This is a genomic window from Microbispora sp. NPDC004025 (assembly GCF_053604425.1).
In genome coordinates, this window is the sequence record NZ_JBSGHN010000002.1 from 571,006 (window position 1) to 586,789 (window position 15,784).

14 protein-coding genes are annotated in these 15,784 nt (G+C 70.2%); 5 read left to right on the plus strand and 9 right to left on the minus strand.

Annotated features, from left to right (window positions below; genetic code table 11):
- Nucleotides 1-32: 32 nt before the first annotated feature.
- A complete protein-coding gene (locus ACWEQG_RS06965; protein WP_452282456.1) occupies nt 33-2,228 on the minus strand; it encodes an alpha/beta hydrolase in 2,196 nt (731 codons plus the stop codon).
- A gap of 960 nt (nt 2,229-3,188) precedes the next feature.
- Between ACWEQG_RS06965 and ACWEQG_RS06970 the strand changes: the two genes are divergently transcribed.
- Nucleotides 3,189-3,809 (plus strand): LysE family translocator, encoded by a 621-nt coding sequence (locus ACWEQG_RS06970; protein WP_452282458.1) that lies wholly within the window; start codon nt 3,189-3,191, stop codon nt 3,807-3,809.
- On the opposite strand, the gene ACWEQG_RS06975 is transcribed toward ACWEQG_RS06970, so the two are convergent.
- Together ACWEQG_RS06975 and dxs are read right to left on the minus strand one after the other, a co-directional pair.
- The gene (locus ACWEQG_RS06975) at nt 3,775-5,256 is read right to left on the minus strand and encodes an amino acid permease (protein ID WP_452282460.1); all 1,482 of its coding nucleotides are present in this window, start codon (nt 5,254-5,256) and stop codon (nt 3,775-3,777) included. The two genes, ACWEQG_RS06970 and ACWEQG_RS06975, sit on opposite strands and share 35 nt — an antisense overlap.
- 66 nt (nt 5,257-5,322) lie before the next feature.
- Nucleotides 5,323-7,236, minus strand: coding sequence for a 1-deoxy-D-xylulose-5-phosphate synthase (dxs, locus tag ACWEQG_RS06980; protein ID WP_452282462.1), 1,914 nt, complete (start codon nt 7,234-7,236; stop codon nt 5,323-5,325).
- Nucleotides 7,237-7,474: 238 nt separating this feature from the next.
- Between dxs and ACWEQG_RS06985 the strand changes: the two genes are divergently transcribed.
- Complete coding sequence (locus ACWEQG_RS06985) at nt 7,475-8,317, plus strand: neutral zinc metallopeptidase (RefSeq protein ID WP_452282464.1); 843 nt, start codon at nt 7,475-7,477, stop codon at nt 8,315-8,317.
- Here the strand turns inward: ACWEQG_RS06985 and ACWEQG_RS06990 are convergent.
- The 4 genes from ACWEQG_RS06990 to ACWEQG_RS07005 all read right to left on the minus strand — a co-directional run bounded on the left by ACWEQG_RS06990 (nt 8,314) and on the right by ACWEQG_RS07005 (nt 12,976).
- Nucleotides 8,314-9,519: an ROK family transcriptional regulator gene (locus ACWEQG_RS06990; RefSeq protein ID WP_452282466.1), complete on the minus strand. Its 1,206-nt coding sequence runs from the start codon at nt 9,517-9,519 to the stop codon at nt 8,314-8,316. The two genes, ACWEQG_RS06985 and ACWEQG_RS06990, sit on opposite strands and share 4 nt — an antisense overlap.
- Before the next feature lie 104 nt (nt 9,520-9,623).
- Complete coding sequence (locus ACWEQG_RS06995) at nt 9,624-10,871, minus strand: sugar ABC transporter permease (RefSeq protein ID WP_363462898.1); 1,248 nt, start codon at nt 10,869-10,871, stop codon at nt 9,624-9,626.
- Complete coding sequence (locus ACWEQG_RS07000) at nt 10,868-11,644, minus strand: ATP-binding cassette domain-containing protein (protein WP_169980220.1); 777 nt, start codon at nt 11,642-11,644, stop codon at nt 10,868-10,870. Before ACWEQG_RS07000 ends, ACWEQG_RS06995 begins: the two co-directional genes overlap by 4 nt.
- Before the next feature lie 210 nt (nt 11,645-11,854).
- Nucleotides 11,855-12,976, minus strand: coding sequence for a sugar ABC transporter substrate-binding protein (locus tag ACWEQG_RS07005; protein WP_346224256.1), 1,122 nt, complete (start codon nt 12,974-12,976; stop codon nt 11,855-11,857).
- Nucleotides 12,977-13,417: 441 nt separating this feature from the next.
- Here ACWEQG_RS07005 and ACWEQG_RS07010 point away from each other — a divergent pair, with 441 nt between their 5' ends.
- The gene (locus ACWEQG_RS07010) at nt 13,418-13,804 is read left to right on the plus strand and encodes an ATP-binding cassette domain-containing protein (RefSeq protein WP_452282878.1); all 387 of its coding nucleotides are present in this window, start codon (nt 13,418-13,420) and stop codon (nt 13,802-13,804) included.
- A gap of 28 nt (nt 13,805-13,832) precedes the next feature.
- Here the strand turns inward: ACWEQG_RS07010 and ACWEQG_RS07015 are convergent, their stop codons facing one another.
- Nucleotides 13,833-14,120 carry a hypothetical protein gene (locus ACWEQG_RS07015; protein WP_452282468.1) on the minus strand — a complete coding sequence of 96 codons (288 nt, stop codon included), beginning with the start codon at nt 14,118-14,120 and terminating at the stop codon, nt 13,833-13,835.
- 80 nt (nt 14,121-14,200) lie between these two features.
- Complete coding sequence (locus ACWEQG_RS07020) at nt 14,201-14,926, minus strand: sulfite exporter TauE/SafE family protein (protein ID WP_452282470.1); 726 nt, start codon at nt 14,924-14,926, stop codon at nt 14,201-14,203.
- A 176-nt stretch (nt 14,927-15,102) separates the two neighbouring features.
- On the opposite strand from ACWEQG_RS07020, the gene ACWEQG_RS07025 reads away from it, so the two are divergent.
- Nucleotides 15,103-15,429: a ribbon-helix-helix protein, CopG family gene (locus ACWEQG_RS07025; RefSeq protein ID WP_452282471.1), complete on the plus strand. Its 327-nt coding sequence runs from the start codon at nt 15,103-15,105 to the stop codon at nt 15,427-15,429.
- Entirely contained in the window at nt 15,419-15,751 is a 333-nt protein-coding gene (locus ACWEQG_RS07030; RefSeq protein WP_452282473.1) for a type II toxin-antitoxin system PemK/MazF family toxin, read from the plus strand. The genes ACWEQG_RS07025 and ACWEQG_RS07030 overlap by 11 nt, the downstream gene beginning before the upstream one ends.
- Nucleotides 15,752-15,784: the final 33 nt, after the last annotated feature.

Consider the following 15,784-nt stretch of genomic DNA (forward strand, 5'->3'; position numbering starts at 1 on the left):
GCACGCGCGGGAGAGGCGCGGCGGAAGCCGCGTCAGCGCCTGAACAGACGCGGCGCCAGATCGATGAGGTTCTTCTGCCAGACGTCCCAGCCGTGCGGCCCGGGAGTGACCCCGTCGAACTCGTAGCGGATGCCGAGGCTGTCCAAGGTGGGCAAGGATCCCATGAACAGGGGCTGCACGAAGTCGGTCTGGTCGCCGACGTACAGACGCAGCATCCTGGTCCCGTTGTTGATCGCCGCCGCGTCGACGCCGTCGCCGCTGCCGAACCAGGCCGAGAACGCGGCGACGTAGGCGAACCGGCCCGGGTATGCCTTGAGCACCCCGAGCGTCTGCACGCCGCCCATCGAGAGACCGGCCAGGGCCTGCCGCGACGGGTCGCCGGAGATGTTGTAGCGGGCGCGGGCCGCCGGGACGATGTTGTCCAGCAGTTCCTTGTTGAAGTCGGGCACGTTGCCGTTGCCCATCACGACCACCATGGGCACCAGCTTCCCGTCGAGGAACTGGTGGTCGAGGATCTGCTTGGCGCGGCCCATCTCGACCCAGTCCGTGTAGCTCTGACCGCTGCCGTGCTGGAGGTAGAGGACGGGGTACGGCTCCGCGCGCTTGGCGTCGTACCCGGGCGGGGTCCAGACCAAGGCGGTCCGGTCCTGGTTCGCCACCGTGCTCGGGTACGTCAGGCTCTCGACCTTGCCACCCCGGCCGGCGGGAACGTCCGAGAGCAGGCGTGCCCTCTCCCCCGGGATGAAGAAAGAGCTCCAGTTCGGCTCGGAGGTCACCTTCGTCGGGTTCGACGTGTCCTTGACCGCGACCCGGTCCACGATCCACTGGTAGTAGTAGAACCACGGGTCCAGCGGACCGATGGTCACCCGCCAACGGTCGCCGTCGCGGGACATCGGAACGCGCAGCCAGCTCCCGCCGGGAGCGTCGTTCGCCCATACCGTGACGTGCTTGGCGTCCTTGAAGTCCGTCGTGGTCTCGAAGGTGACGAAACCGTCCCGCACGAACGGCGTCGGCGTGGTGCCGGGCGCGGGCGGGTGGAACTCGCCCTTCAGCCGCCCGTGACCGGCGCTCGGACCGTGATCGCGCACCGTGCGGAACAGCCGCGGCACGAAGTCGATCAGGTTCTCCTGCCAGGTGTTCCAGTTCGCCCCGCCGTCGGGGTTGACCCCGTCGAACTCGTACCTGACTCCCGCGCGGTCCAGTGCCTTCGTGAGCCGAACGGTGGGGTTGTACGCGGGATCGGTCACGTTCCCGGTGTACAGCCGCAGCAGCGTGAGGCCTCGGCCGACCGCCCTCGCGTCCGGCCGGCCGGCGCCGTCCGTCGACAGGCCCGAGAACGAGCCCGCGTAGGCGAACTCGTTCGGATGGGTCAGCGCGGCACGCAGCGCCAGCGCCCCTCCCTCGGCCACACCGGCGATCGCCTGGTGCGCCGGGTCGCGCAGGACGTCGTACTTGTCCGCGACCGCCTTCCGGAGGTCCTTCAGCTCCTTGTCGTCCGCCCGCCCGTCACCGCCGCCGACCACGACCACCATCGGCTCCATGGAGCCCTGGGCCGAGAGGTTGTCGAGGATCTGCTTGGCCCGGCCGAGGTCGAGCCAGTCGGTGGCGCTCTGCCCCTCGCCGGACTGCAGGAACAGCACCGGATACCCCTTGGGACCCTTGGGACCCTTGGCGCCCTTGGCCTGGTAGCCCGGCGGGGTCCAGACCAGAGCCGACCGCTCCTTCTTCTTGACCTGGTAGGTCAGGGTCTCGACCTTGCCGCCCTGCCCCTGCGGCGCGTCCGCCAGCAGGCGCGCCGAGTCGCCCCGAACGAGGAAGGTGCTCCACAGGGGCTTGGACGTCACGCCGGTGGCGTTCGTCGGGTCCTTGAGGCTCTTGGTGTCGTCGCCCGTGACCTGGTAGGAGTACAGCCCCGGCTTGAGCGGCCCGAGGGCTCCCCACCAGATGTCGCCCCTGCGGGTCAAGCCGTACTCCGCCCAGGCGAAGGAGGGGCCGAAGTTCCCCTCGACGGCCACCTGCGACACCTGGCCCGCGTTGGCCTCGATGTAGGCCGCCGGAATGCTGATCGCCACGTAGCCGTCGTCCGAAACGCTCAGCCACGGCGTGTCCGCCACCGCCTGCCGGGGCGCGACCAGAACCGCCGCGACCGCCACGACTCCGGCGGTGATCACCGCCGAGAGCCGGCGCACCCCCGTGGGGCGCGGGCCGCCGTGCTGGAACAACGTCATACCGAAACTCCCCTGATGGCCGCAGTGGTCGGTCTGACCCACCGACCTTACTCGTCGGTAGAATGGCGCCACCGATTCTGTGACCGAACGTCCGAGTCACAGGAACTTTCGCCCTCTTTTAGTCGCGAGCGATATCGGCCGCGATTCCAACGAATCAAGTTAATTGATATGATCTGAATCCACAAGCCTGTTCCGCGCCGCCCCGCCGGAACACGGCCGCTCCGCCGGCGCCGGCTCGGCGCATGTCGCATCCACGGCGTGCACGCGGACACGGCACCGGTTCGCCGTCGCAAGGGGTGACCTCGCATTTGTCCGCCGCCCGCAGCGGCCGACGCCGACCGTGCGCCGCCCGGGATGGGAAACGGACGGCAGCGGGGCGCCGTCCGCGCCGCAGACATGACCGCGCCGACCGCGGCGTGACTGTCGCCGCTGCTTGACTGGCGTCTCTGACGTCGCCGAATCGGCAGCTCAGGCGAAAGACGCCGTTTCCGGAGACGGCGATCCGATCGCACTCCTCGTCGTACGGTTTCCGTCTCCGCGACGCGCAGTCGCCCGAACCGAATTCGTTATCGGCGCGGCGGCTCGCGCTGTTCGCCCGACGAGTCACCGTCCTCCCAATGGCGCGGGAGCCGCATACTCGTCCGCGATCGGGTAAGCGGCCCGTGTGTCCGCGACGACGAGAAGAGGCCGGACATGGAAAGGACACAAGACGAGCTGATCGCCCTGGAGACAGCGGGCTGGGCGGCGCTTTCCGCCACCCGCTGGAAGCTCGCCTTCCACCAGCAGACCCCGCGTTGAGGCCCGCGCAGGGCCACGGGCCCCAGGAGTGCCGTTCCCAGGCACCGTTTCCGGGAGGCACCGTTTTCGGGAGGAGGCGCCGTTTCCCGGGGGGCACCGTTTCCGGACCCGCCGGCCGACCGGCGGTAGCCTCTCGTGCGGACGAAACGGGAGGTTACGGGCGTGACGGAACTGCTGATGGGGCTCAGCCTCGGCCTGGGGGCGGGTGTCACACCCGGGGCGCTGCTGACGCTCGTCATCACGGCCAGCCTGCGCGGCGGGTTCCGCGCGGGGGTGCGCCTGGCCTGCGTGCCACTGCTGTCCGATCTTCCCGTGGTGCTGCTCGCCGTGACGGCCGTCGGGGCGCTCCCGCAGATGCTGCTGCGCGTCCTGGCGGTCGGGGGCGGGCTCTACGTCGTGTACCTGGGCGTGGAGACGCTGCGCGAGGCCCGTACGGCCCTGCCGCCCCGGCCGGGTGCGGCGGCGCCCTCCTCGGCCGGGGAGGTCCTGCGCGGCGTCGTGGTGAACCTGCTCAACCCGCACCCCTGGCTGTTCTGGATCGCCGTGGGGTCCCCGATCTTCGTCTCGGCGTGGGACCACGCCCCGGCGTACGCGCTGGCCTTCGTGGGCGGCTTCTACCTGGTCCTGGTGGGTTCCAAGGTGGTGCTCGCGGGAGCCGTGGGGGCCGGCCGGCACCGGCTGACCGCCCGCGGCTACCGTTTGCTGCTGGGCGCGAGCGGCCTGCTGCTGGCCGCCGTCGGCGCCGTGCTCACCGTCCGAGGACTGCTTCCCCGGGCGTTGTAGTCGCCACCCTGCTGCGGCGGTGGCCGTACAGGAAGTAGACGGCCGCGCCGATGGCCATCCAGACGAAGAACCGGATCCAGGTCTCCACCGGCAGGTTGAGCATCAGGTAGGCGGACGCCAGCACCGACAGGATCGGCACCAGCGGCACCAACGGCGTACGGAAGGAGCGGGGCAGGTCGGGGCGGGTCCTGCGGAGGATCACCACCGCCACCGCGACGATCACGAACGCGAACAGCGTGCCGATGTTCACCAGTTCCGCGATGGCGCTCAGCGGGATCAGCGCCGCGAGCAGCGCGGTGACCGCGCCGATGATGATCGTGATCCGGTACGGCGTGCGGAACGCCGGGTGGACCCGGGCGAGGGAGCGGGGCAGCAGATTGTCGCGGCACATCGCGAACAGCACCCGGCTCTGGCCGAGCATGAGGATCATCACGACCGTGGTGAGCCCGGCGATGGCCCCGATGCTGATCACCGTCGCCATCCAGGGCTGGCCCACCGCCCGGAACGCGTCGGCGAGCGGGGCCGACGCGCTGAGCTCGGAGTAGTGCTGCATGCCGACGACCACGAGCGAGACCGCCACGTAGAGGATCGTGCAGACGACGAGAGAGGCGATGATGCCGATCGGCAGGTCGCGCTGGGGGCGGCGGGTCTCCTCCGCCGCGGTCGCCACGACGTCGAACCCGATGTAGGCGAAGAAGACCAGGGCGGCGGCCGTGAAGACGCCGAAGACGCCGTACGCGACCGGCTGCACGCCGAACAGCACCTGGATGAGCGGCGCCTTCATGCCCTCGGTCGCGGGCATCGCCTGGGCCGGCGGGATGAACGGCCGGTAGTTGGCTCCCTTGACGAAGAACAGCCCGGCGATGATCACGAGCAGCACGACGGCCATCTTGACCGCCACCATGGCGCCATTGAACCGGGCCGACATCTTGATCCCGGCCACCAGCACCCCGGTCAGCAGGATAACGATCAGCGCCGCCGGGATGTTGAAGACGGCCTCGTCGCCGGCGATCGACGGCGGCAGGTAGACGCCGAAGTTCTTCAGCAGCGACGCGAAGTAGCCCGACCAGCCCGAGGCGACCACCGCCGCGCCCAGGGCGAGCTCCAGCATCAGGTCCCAGCCGATGATCCAGGCGGGGAACTCGCCGATCGTGGCGTACGCGTAGGTGTAGGCCGAGCCGGCCACCGGCACCGTGGCGGCGAACTCGGCGTAACACAGGGCCGCGAGCGCGCACACCACCCCGGCGACCACGAAGGAGATCGCGACGGCCGGGCCGGCCGTGTTGCGCGCCGCCACGCCGGTGAGCACGAAGATCCCGGTGCCCACGATGACACCGACGCCGAAGACGGTCAGATCGAGAGCGCTCAGGCTGCGCCTGAGCCGATGCTCGCCGCCTTCGGCATCCTCAATCGACTGTTCTACCGGCTTCGTCCGGAACACGCTCATCCGCAGGCTCCTCATCATGTCGACGACCTGCAGACTTCCCGGTCACACCGGTATTACTCCTGGTTGTCAATCGGTCGGCTGCACCAGCCGCGCCGGGTGGCTCTCCATCACCGGCGACCGGCGCGCCACGGCCTCGGTGATCTGACGGGCGAGGTCCTGCCCGGTCAGGCCGATCTCGGAGAGGATCTTCGCCCGCTTGGCGTGGTCGAGGAAGCGCTGCGGGATGCCGTAGGTGCGCACCGGCACGTCCACGTCGGCGTCGCGCAACAGGCGCGCCACGGCGTCGCCCACGCCGCCGACCCGGCCGTTGTCCTCCACCACGACGACCAGCTTGTGCGCCGCCGCGGCCAGCACCAGGGCCCGGTCGAGCGGCTTCACCCAGCGCGGGTCCACCACGGTGGCCGAGATGCCCTGCGCGTCGAGGAGGTTCGCGGCCTCCAGGCAGATCTCGGCCATCGGGCCGACCGCGACCAGCAGCACGTCGGCGTCGCCGGCGCGCAGGACGTCCATCTCGCCGAGCTTGCCGACGGCCTCCACGTCCTGCGGCAGGGCGCCCTTGGGGAAACGGACCACCGACGGGCCGTCGTCGACGCGGACGGCCTCGGCCAGCAGCTCGCGCAGCCGCGCGCCGTCGCGGGGGGCGGCGACCGACAGTCCGGGGATCACCTGCAGGATCGACAGGTCCCACATGCCGTTGTGGCTCGGCCCGTCGTCGCCGGTGACCCCGGCCCGGTCGAGCACGACGGTGACCGGCTGCCGGTGCAGTGCCACGTCCATCAGGAGCTGGTCGAAGGCACGGTTGAGGAAGGTCGCGTAGACCGCCACGACCGGGTGGAGACCGCCCATCGCGAGCCCCGCCGCACTGGTCAGGGCGTGCTGCTCGGCGATGCCCACGTCGTAGATCCGGTCCGGGTAGGCGTCGGCGAACGCCGCCAGGCCGGTGGGGTGGAGCATCGCCGCCGTGATCGCGACGACATCCTTCCGCTCGGCGCCGATCTTGACCATCTCGTCGCTGAACACGTTGGTCCAGCTGTGCGGCTTGGGACGCTCCTCGCCGGTCTCGATGTCGAAGGGCTGCGGCGAGTGGAAGCAGTCCTCGTCGTGGTTCTCCGCGTGCGCGTAGCCGTTGCCCTTGCGGGTGAGCACGTGGACGATGACGGGGCCGCGGAAGGCCCGGGCGCGGCGCAGGGCGGCCTCGACGGCCCCCTCGTCGTGCCCGTCGATCGGGCCGACGTACTTCAGCCCGAGGTCCTCGAACATCGCCTGCGGGGTCAGGATGTCCTTCAGGCCCTTCTTCATGCCGTGCAGCGTGTCGTAGAGCGGCGCCCCGACCACCGGCACCCGGCCGAGGTTGTTCTTCACCAGTTCGAGCACGTGCTCGTAGCCCTGGGTCATCCGCAGGGACGACAGATGGGAGGCCAGACCGCCGATCGTCGGCGAGTAGGAGCGGCCGTTGTCGTTGACCACGATGATCAGCGGCAGGTCCTTGCGCCCGGCGATGTTGTTCAGCGCCTCCCAGGCCATGCCGCCGGTGAGCGCGCCGTCGCCGATCACCCCGACCACCGTGCGGTCCGTCTCACCGCGCAGTACGAGCGCCTTGGCCAGCCCGTCGGCGTACGACAGGACGGTGGAGGCGTGCGAGTTCTCGATGAAGTCGTGCTCCGACTCGGCCCGGCTGGGATACCCCGACAGGCCGCCCTCCTGCCGCAGCGTGCCGAACTGCCCGGCCCGCCCGGTCAGCAGCTTGTGCACGTACGACTGGTGGCCGGTGTCGAACAGGATCGGGTCGCGCGGCGAGTCGAAGACCCTGTGGAGGGCGATGGTCAGCTCGACGACGCCGAGGTTGGGACCGAGATGTCCGGCGGTCCTCGCGACCGTGGAGACCAGCAGATCGCGGATCTCCGCCGCCAGCGCGGGTAGCTCCCCCACCTCAAGGCGCTTCACGTCGAGCGGGTCCTTGATCGTCTCCAGAATCCCCACCGCGCATCCTTCCGCTCGCCATCGAACGGATCGAGTCTAGTTCCAGGCAGGCCTGGAGGTATCAGGGGTGGCACCGAACCTCCACAAGACCTTTTCCGTGTTGACATCGATTCCGCTTTACCCGCCGCTGCCTCCTGCCCTACCCTCATGATCCACGTGGGGAAAGTCCGCATTAATGCGCCTTCGGGCTCCTCGCCACATTCCTGACTATCCCTCTGTCCGCTTGGGATGCCCACTCATGATTCGCATAAGCCTCCGCCCGGCGGCCGTCGCGGCGACCGCGGTGGCCGGAGTCCTGTCCCTCACCGGTACGGCGGGCGCGGCCGGCGCGACGGCGGCACCGGCCACATCCTCGGTACCGGCCACGGCGTCGGCCACGGCGTCGGCCCGGCCCGTGCCGACGGGTCCGGGGGCGCTGACGAGGAACCCGCTCTACACCACCGGCGAGTTCGAGTTTTTCGCGTGCACCGAGCTGAGCCGCAGGCCCGGCGACATCGACACCTACCGGGTCTACCTGGACAACCTGCTCGACTGCCTCAACCGGACCTGGACCGAGGAATTCCGGCAGGCCGGGCTGAAGTTCTCCCCGCCCAAGGTGCGTTACATCACCAAGAGCGTGGCGACGGGCTGCGGCAAGTACCCGGCGGGCTACGCGGCGGGCCTGTACTGCCCGAGGAACGGGACGATGTGGATCCTGCTGTCCAAGGGACAGCTGGCCGACCCCAACGAGTTCAGCCTCTTCACGGTCATCGCCCACGAGTACGGCCACTACGCGCAGGACCGGGCCGGCATCCTGCTCGAGTTCGCCCGCCAGTACCCCCGGCTGAGCAAGAAGCGCATCGGCGACCTCAACCGCCGCATCGAGCTGCAGGCCGAGTGCTTCTCCGGCGCCTTCATCGGCAGCGTCTGGCGTTCGCTCGGCCGTGACCAGGTCGACTGGGACGACCAGCTCAAGTGGATCATCGGCGACAAGTGGCACGGCAAGGCGGCCAACATCCGCTACTGGCTCAAGCGCGGCTGGTACGGCAACGGCCCGAAGGTGTGCAACACCTTCTCCGCCCCCGCGTCGAAGACGGCCTAGGGAGCGACCCGGGACAGCGCTTCGAGGGGGTCGGCGAGCACCTGGGCGAAGGCCAGCTCGGCGGCCCCCATCAGGGTCGCGTCGTCGCCCAGGGCCGAGGTGCGCAGCCGCACCTGCTCCCGCGTCGCGCGCAGGGTGCCGGTCGCGATCCGGCTGCGCACCTGGGCGGCCGAGCCCAGGTAGATCTCCCGCAGGATGCCGCCGAAGACGACCATCTCGGGATTGAAGATGTTCACCAGGCTGGCCACGCCGAGCCCGAGCCAGTTCCCCACGCGGGCGAGGGCCTCCTGGGCCCTCACGTCGCCGCGGTCGGCGGCGTCGACGACGGCACGGACCCCGTCCCGCCCGATGATCTCGCCGTACCGGCCGGCGTGCTCCATGAGGGCGGGCTCCCCCACCTCGGCCTCCAGGCAGCCGCGCGAGCCGCAGGCGCAGGGCCGTCCGTCCGGGTTGACCACCATGTGGCCCACCTCGCCGCCGTACCCGCCGTACCCTCCGAGGAGCTGCCCGTTCACGATGATCCCGCCGCCGATGCCCACGTCCGCGTGCAGGTAGATCAGGTCGCGGCAGCCGGCGCCGATGCCGCGGGTGTGCTCGGCGAGCGCGCCGAGGTTGGCCTCGTTGCCCACCGCCACCGGCAGCCCGAGCGCGAGCCGCTTCGTGAGCTCCTCCCCCAGCGGCACCTCGAACGCCCCGATGTTGGGCCCGATCCTCACCACGCCGTCGGAGGCCCGGACCACGCCGGAGACCGCCGCCGCCGCGCCGACGCAGATCGTGTCCTCACGCGTCCTGCGCCGCATCTGCCGGGCGAAGCCGGCCAGCGTCCCCACGACCTGCGCCATGTCGAACGGCTGGCGCGCCCGTGCGGTCTCGCGGCGGTCGAGGATCACGCCGCCGAGGCCGATGCGGGCGGCGGCCAGCCGGTCCACCCCCACCTCGAAGGCCAGCACGTAGACGCGGGCCGTCTCCGGGCGGACGACCAGCGACGGCCGTCCCGCCCGGCCGGTGTCCTTGGGAAGTTCCTCCCTGACGAGACCGGCCGCCGTGAGGTCCGCCGTGAGCGCCATGATGGTGCTGCGGTTCAGCCCCATCAGCGCGGTCAGCTCGGCCCGCGACGTCGGCCCGCCCAGGTGGACGTGCCGCAGGAGCGTCCCGAGATTGTGCTTGCGGATCTCCTCTTGTGAGGGACCGGCGCGCATCATCGGGGCAGCCTCGCGGATTCCGTGGGGGGGCGGTCAGGGGGCCGTGAGAGAGCTCACGTGAGAGAGCTCAGGGGGCGGAGATCACCTTAGCGGTCCCGATCAGGTCATCTTCTGCCGGTCGCCGCCGCACGCTTCCTCGACAGCGCGTCCACACCCGCGGCGAGCAGGAGCACCGATCCGGTCACGACGAACTTGACGCCGGCGCTGTAGCCCATGAGGCCCATGCCGTTCTCGATGACCGCGACCACCGCGCCGCCGAGCACCGCGTCGAGCGCCCGGCCCTTGCCGCCGAAGAGGCTGGTGCCGCCGATGACGGCCGCGCCCACCGCGAACAGCAGCACGTTGCTGCCGCCGGTGTTGGGGTCGACCGAGTTGGCCCGCGACGCCGCGATGATGCCGCCGATCGAGGCCATGAAGGAGCAGATGACGAACGCGGAGATGCGGATGCGGTCCACGTTGATGCCGGCCCGGCGGGCGGCCTCGGCGTTGCCGCCGACCGCGTAGATGTGCCGGCCGTACGACGTGCGCCGCAGCACGAAGGTCCAGACGATCAGCAGGATCACGATCAGCGGGACGACGATCGGCACGCCCTTGAGCGACACGATCGCCGCGTTGCGGCTGCGCTCCAGGTTGAGCACGTACACCGCGAACCCGGCGACCACGGCGAGCGTCAGGATCCGGGCGCCGATGACCGCCATCGGGGTGGCGACCAGGCCGCGGGACACGCGGCGGCGCGCCTGCACGAACTGCAGGGCGGCGTACGCGGCGACGCCCACCACCAGCGCGATCCAGCCGGCGATCGGGGGGACGTTCTTGTTCGCGATCGCGAGGATCGTCTCGTCGCGGATCGAGATGTTGGTGCCGTCCTTGACCAGCAGCAGCACGACGCCCTGGAAGGCCAGGAACGCCGCCAGCGTGACCACGAAGGACGGGATGCCGAGCTTGGCCACCAGAGAGCCGAGGACCATGCCGATGACGGCGCCGGTGACCATCGCGGCCAGGACCGCGAGATACCAGGGCCAGCCCTGCAGGGTCAGCAGCACGGCGAGCACCGCCGCGCAGACGCCGCTCGCGAAGCCGGCGGACAGGTCGATCTCGCCGAGGAGGAGCACGAAGATCAGGCCCATGGCGATGACGGCGACCGCCGCGCCCTGGGTGAACAGGTTGGCGAAGTTGACCGCCGACAGGAAGGCCGGGCGCAGGACCGAGAAGACCACGCAGAGGATGACCAGGCCGAAGACCGCGGGCAGCGCCCCCAGCTCACCGCCCTTGACCCGCTCGATGTAGCCCTTGACGTGCACGCCGATCGAGGAGTCGGCGTTCTCCTGCTTGGGGAGCGTTTCGGTTGTCATGATGCCGCTCCGTTGCCGTTCCTGAGCCCGAGCTCCCCGCTCCGCCCGGAAGTGATGAGTTCCACGACCTGCGAGTGGGTCACCTCGGAGGCCTTGACCTGAGCCGCCATCCGTCCCAGGTACAGCGCCGCGATCCGGTCGGACACGGCGAAGACGTCGTTCATGTTGTGCGAGATGAGCACCACCGCGAGGCCCTTGTCGGCCAGACGGCGGACCAGCTCGAGCACCTGGGCGGTCTGCGCCACGCCGAGGGCGGCGGTCGGCTCGTCGAGAATGACGACCTTGCTGTTCCACAGCACGGCCTTGGCGATCGCCACGGTCTGCCGCTGACCGCCGGACAGGCTGGAGACGTGCTGGCGCAGCGACTTGACGGTGCGGACCGACAGGCCGGCCAGGGTCTTGGCCGCCATCTCCTCCATCGTGTCCTCGTCCAGGACCAGCCCGCTGCGGCGCTCGCGGCCGAGGAACATGTTCTGCACGATGTCGAGGTTGTCGCAGAGGGCGAGGTCCTGGTAGACGATCTCGACGCCCAGCGCCGCCGCGTCCCTGGGCCCGTGCACCTGGACCCGCTCGCCCTCGAAGAAGTACTCGCCCGAGTCGATCGGGTGGATGCCGCCGATGCATTTGACCAGCGTCGACTTGCCGGCGCCGTTGTCGCCGACCAGTGCTGTCACCTCACCCGGATAGGCCGAGAAGGCGACGTCGTGAAGGACCTGCACGGGGCCGAAGCTCTTGTTGATGCCGCGCAGTTCCAGGATCGGTCCCTGGGACACGATGGGCTACTCCGTAGATCGATGGGGCCGGTACGGCGCCGTTCTCCGGGCCGCCACTCGTCGCTCCGGGCGGTGCGGGGCGCCCTGTGCCCTTTCCGGGACTGTGTCGTATCCCGGGACAGGACGCCCCGCACGGTGCTCGTCGCGGCTCAGCACGTCACCCGCTAAGGGGGGTCCGCGTCGCCGTACGCACCCGGTGGATGGATGGGCTTAGCTGATGCCGGCCTCGGTGCACTTGTCGGCGAACTCGCCGGTGCACAGCTCGTCCTTGCTCACGAAGCCGTCGGCCACGACGTCCTTGACGTTGTCGAAGAAGATGGCCTGGGGCTCCAGGAGCACGGAGGGGACGTCACGGTTGCCCTCGGTGTCCTTGACCGTGCCGCTCGCCTGCGGCTGCTCGCCCTTGGCCAGCGAGACCGCGAGCTGCGCGGCCGCGTCGGCCTCCTTCTTGATGGCCTTGTAGACCGTCATGCACTGGTCGCCGGCGAGGATGTTCTGCAGGCCCTGCACGGTGGCGTCCTGGCCGGTGACCGGGACCTTGCCGTTCAGCTTCTGCTTCTTCAGCACGGAGATGGCGGCGTTGCCGAGGCCGTCGTTGGCGGCGAGCACACCGGCGATCTTCGGCTCCTGGGTCAGCATCTGCTCGAAGATCGTGCCGGCCTGGGTGTTGTCCCAGTCGGGAACCGACTGGTCCGGACCCTTCTTGTACTCGCCGGAGTCGTACTTCGGCTGCAGCACGCCGTCGTAGCCCTGCTTGAACAACGTGGCGTTGTTGTCGGTCGGCGAGCCGTTCAGCTCGGCGACGATGGGCTTGTCGGCCTTCTTGTCGGTCAGGCACTTGACCAGGCCCTCGCCCTGCAGCTTGCCGACCGCCGTGTTGTCGAAGGACACGTAGTAGGAGGCGCTGCCGCCGAGCGTGAGGCGGTCGTAGTCGATCGTCGCCACGCCCTGCGACTTGGCCTTGTCCAGCACGGCCTTGCCGGTGCCGCTGTCCAGGTTGACGATCATCAGGACGGTCGCGCCGTTGGTGATCATCTGGTCGGCGATCGTCTGGAACGCGGTCTTGTCGCCCTGGGCGTTCTGGATGTCGTACTGGACGCCCGCCGTCTTGAAGGCCTCCTCGAGGTACTTGCGGTCGGCGGTCTCCCACCGGGCGGAGGACTTGCTGTCCGGCAGGATGACGCCGATCTTGCCGGGCTTGGCGTCGCCGGCGGCGGCCGAGGGGGCGCTGCTGGTCTCCGCCGAGGTGTCACCGCTCTCGCCCCCGCAGGCGGTGAGACCGAGGGTGAGCGCCGCGGCGGCGGCGCCGATGCTGAGGATCCCCTTGCGCATGATGCGTGGGTCCTTTCTTTGGCTGGGGGTCTATGAGGGGGTGCGGCCGAGCCAGTGCCTCGTCCCGCCGTCTGGGCGAGTGCTGTCGGTCAAGACACTCTGGCCACCCGGTACGGCAGGAGCCGGGTCCCGGCGTTCACCGCTCCAGGGAATGTTGTTTGAGACAACGTAAGCCCAAAGCCCAGGTGGTGAAAGACACAGGACGGTAACGTTTGTTGTCCGCGGTAACAATGAAGAAACGCACGATCAACATCGGGCGTCGTTACTTCCCGGCAGGCGACGGGCGATCGTGACACGTTGGCGAGCCCGGGGCTCCTACTGTCGGCAGCGACGCCCCGCGTACGGCGGCGTGGCGGCGATGCGGAGGCCGGTGATGCCCGAGCCCGTTCTGTCCTGCCCTTCGCCGAGCTGCCGCGCCGACGGCCGTAAGATCGTGCGCCCCTGTCGCCGGACGTCGCGCCGGGCGAACGTGTCGCCCTCACCGGTCCCTCGGGCTCGGGGAAGACTACCCTGCTGACCACACTCGGCGGCCTGCCGAAGCCCGCCGTCGGTCGCGTGCTGGTCGGCGGAGTGCCGCTCGCCGAGCGCCCGGACCTGCGCCGGGAGACCGCGCTGGTCTTCCAGTCCTACGGCCTGCTGTCGCTGCCGACGGCCGCGGAGAACGTGGAGGTCGCCCATCGCGTCGCCCGCCGCACTGGTCGTGGCCACGCACGACCCGGAGGTGGCCGGCCGGTGCGACCGGGTGGTCGACCTGCGGGCGGCGGTGTTCCGGCGGTGACCACTCCGGCGAACGCGCCCAGGAACGCGCCACGCGAGTCGTCCGCCTGACCCGGTTCCGCGGCCCGCCGCCGCACGGCTATCCGCCGTGACCCGGCGGCCCGTAAGGCTGCGGCGGCGGCTGGAAGGACTGCGCGGGCTGGTGGACGGGCTGCGCGGGCGGTCCCGGCTGCGCTGTGCCGTAACCGGGAGGCGGACCGTACGGCGGCTGCGGCGGACCGTACGCGGGCTGCTGGATGACCTGTGCGTGCTGCGCCCCGATCCGCTCGTGCCGCACCGCGAGCCGCACGGCCCAGTAGATGACGAGGAACATCACGGTCGCCGAAACGGCGAGCGAGACGAGCACCCCCAGGACGCTGCTGATCATGGGTCCCCCTACGTGTGAGGACACAAGCCTGCCGATCTTGGGGAGGGACTGTCCAGTCCTCGAATCCCGGACAGCCGCGCTCAGTGGGCGAGGCTCTGCCCCAGCAGCGCGCAGGCGGAGACGGCCGCCACCGTCAGGACGGCCGCGCGGACCCGTCCGCCGTCGAGATGGCGGCGCAGCGGTCCCGACACCGCGAAGCCGAGCAGGACGAAGGGCACCAGCGCCGCCCCCGCCGCCAGTGCGCGCCCCGGGAGCCTGCCGAGGGCGGCGAGGATGACGAGCGACTGGGCGGCGCTCAGGCAGAAGTACGTCGCCAGCGTCGCGCGGATCTGCGGGCCGCGGGCGCTCTGGTAGACCAGGGCGATCGGCGGGCCGCCGATGCCGGTGGCCGTGCCGGTGATCCCCGAGAGGAAGCCCGCGACGGTCAGCGTCGCGCCGTTGCGCGGCACGGAGACCGCGCGGGCCGTCAGCGCCACCGCGACCAGCACCATCACCCCGACCAGCACGCCGAGCGCCGCCGTGCTCACGTAGACGACCACGAGTGCGCCGACCGCGCTGCCCGGCAGCCGGCCCAGCAGGGCGAACCCCGCTCCCCGCCACTCGGTCCTGCGCCACTCCCGGGCCAGCGTGAACACCGGCATCGCGAGGTTGACGACCTGGACCGCCCCCGGCATCACCGAGGGATCGAGCAGTGCGATCAGCGGTGCGGCCACCAGGCCCAGCCCGAACCCAACCCCGCCCTGCACGACCGCCCCGATGAAGACGGCCGCTCCCCCGACGAGCAGCAGCACCACGTCGTGATCCATGCGCGGACCCTAGCGGCGCCCCCCGGCGCCCGGGCAACCGGTTATCCGGGCTCAGGAACTCGGACAATCACCGTCAGTAATTGAAATATGTTGCGAGAGTAATCGGAGCCTTCGTAGACTCCCACGTGGCGACATCGCCATAGCGCTTTTTGTAGACAGGGTCGTAGCCTCGCGGTATGGGCAGCGAGCAACGCCACACGACGATCCGGGTCAGCGTCGAGACCAGAGACCTGATAGCGCGACTCTCGGAGCAGGAAGGCAAGAGCATGACCGCATTGGTCGAGGACGCCGTGAGGGAGCACAGGAGGAAGCTCCGCTGGCAGCGCGTCGCGGCGCAGATGGAGCGGACCCGCAGGGAGGACCCGGAAAGCTGGGCGGAGTACGTCGCGGAGCGCGACCTGTGGCTCGGCTCCCCGTCGAACCGCGTCGCCCCCGAGTGGGAAGGCCTGATCGATCCACCCGAGGATCTCCCCGGCGAGCCCAAGGAGAGGAATGAGGGTTAGGCAAGGCGACATCTGGTGGGCCGACCTCGGCGAGCCGATCGGCCGCGAGCAGGGGTACGGCCGGCCCGCCGTCGTCGTCAGCAACGACAGTTTCAACAGGCTCGTACGGGACCCCGTGCTCGCCGTTCCGCTGACGACGCGGTTCCGCGGCTGGGACACGCACGTCGAGATAGCGCCCGAGGAGACGGGGCTGCCGAAGACGAGCTGGGCGATGGTCGAACAGGTGCGCGCGCTGTCACCCGAAAGGTTCGGCGCAAGAATCGGGGCCGTTCCGCCCGACGTGCTGTCGGAGATCGGCGACTGGATCGCCGACATGTTGTAGGACGGCCAGCGGTCCTGGACGGGATTGAAATCC

Coding starts and splice junctions, on each gene's coding strand:
- ACWEQG_RS06965 (WP_452282456.1), bottom strand. CDS start 2,228: ATGACGTTGTTCCAGCACGGCGGCCCGCGCCCCACGGGGGTGCGCCGG.
- ACWEQG_RS06995 (WP_363462898.1), bottom strand. CDS start 10,871: ATGACAACCGAAACGCTCCCCAAGCAGGAGAACGCCGACTCCTCGATC.
- ACWEQG_RS07030 (WP_452282473.1), top strand. CDS start 15,419: ATGAGGGTTAGGCAAGGCGACATCTGGTGGGCCGACCTCGGCGAGCCG.
- ACWEQG_RS07025 (WP_452282471.1), top strand. CDS start 15,103: ATGGGCAGCGAGCAACGCCACACGACGATCCGGGTCAGCGTCGAGACC.
- ACWEQG_RS06975 (WP_452282460.1), bottom strand. CDS start 5,256: ATGAGCGTGTTCCGGACGAAGCCGGTAGAACAGTCGATTGAGGATGCC.
- ACWEQG_RS07005 (WP_346224256.1), bottom strand. CDS start 12,976: ATGCGCAAGGGGATCCTCAGCATCGGCGCCGCCGCCGCGGCGCTCACC.
- ACWEQG_RS06990 (WP_452282466.1), bottom strand. CDS start 9,519: ATGATGCGCGCCGGTCCCTCACAAGAGGAGATCCGCAAGCACAATCTC.
- ACWEQG_RS07015 (WP_452282468.1), bottom strand. CDS start 14,120: ATGATCAGCAGCGTCCTGGGGGTGCTCGTCTCGCTCGCCGTTTCGGCG.
- ACWEQG_RS06985 (WP_452282464.1), top strand. CDS start 7,475: ATGATTCGCATAAGCCTCCGCCCGGCGGCCGTCGCGGCGACCGCGGTG.
- ACWEQG_RS07020 (WP_452282470.1), bottom strand. CDS start 14,926: ATGGATCACGACGTGGTGCTGCTGCTCGTCGGGGGAGCGGCCGTCTTC.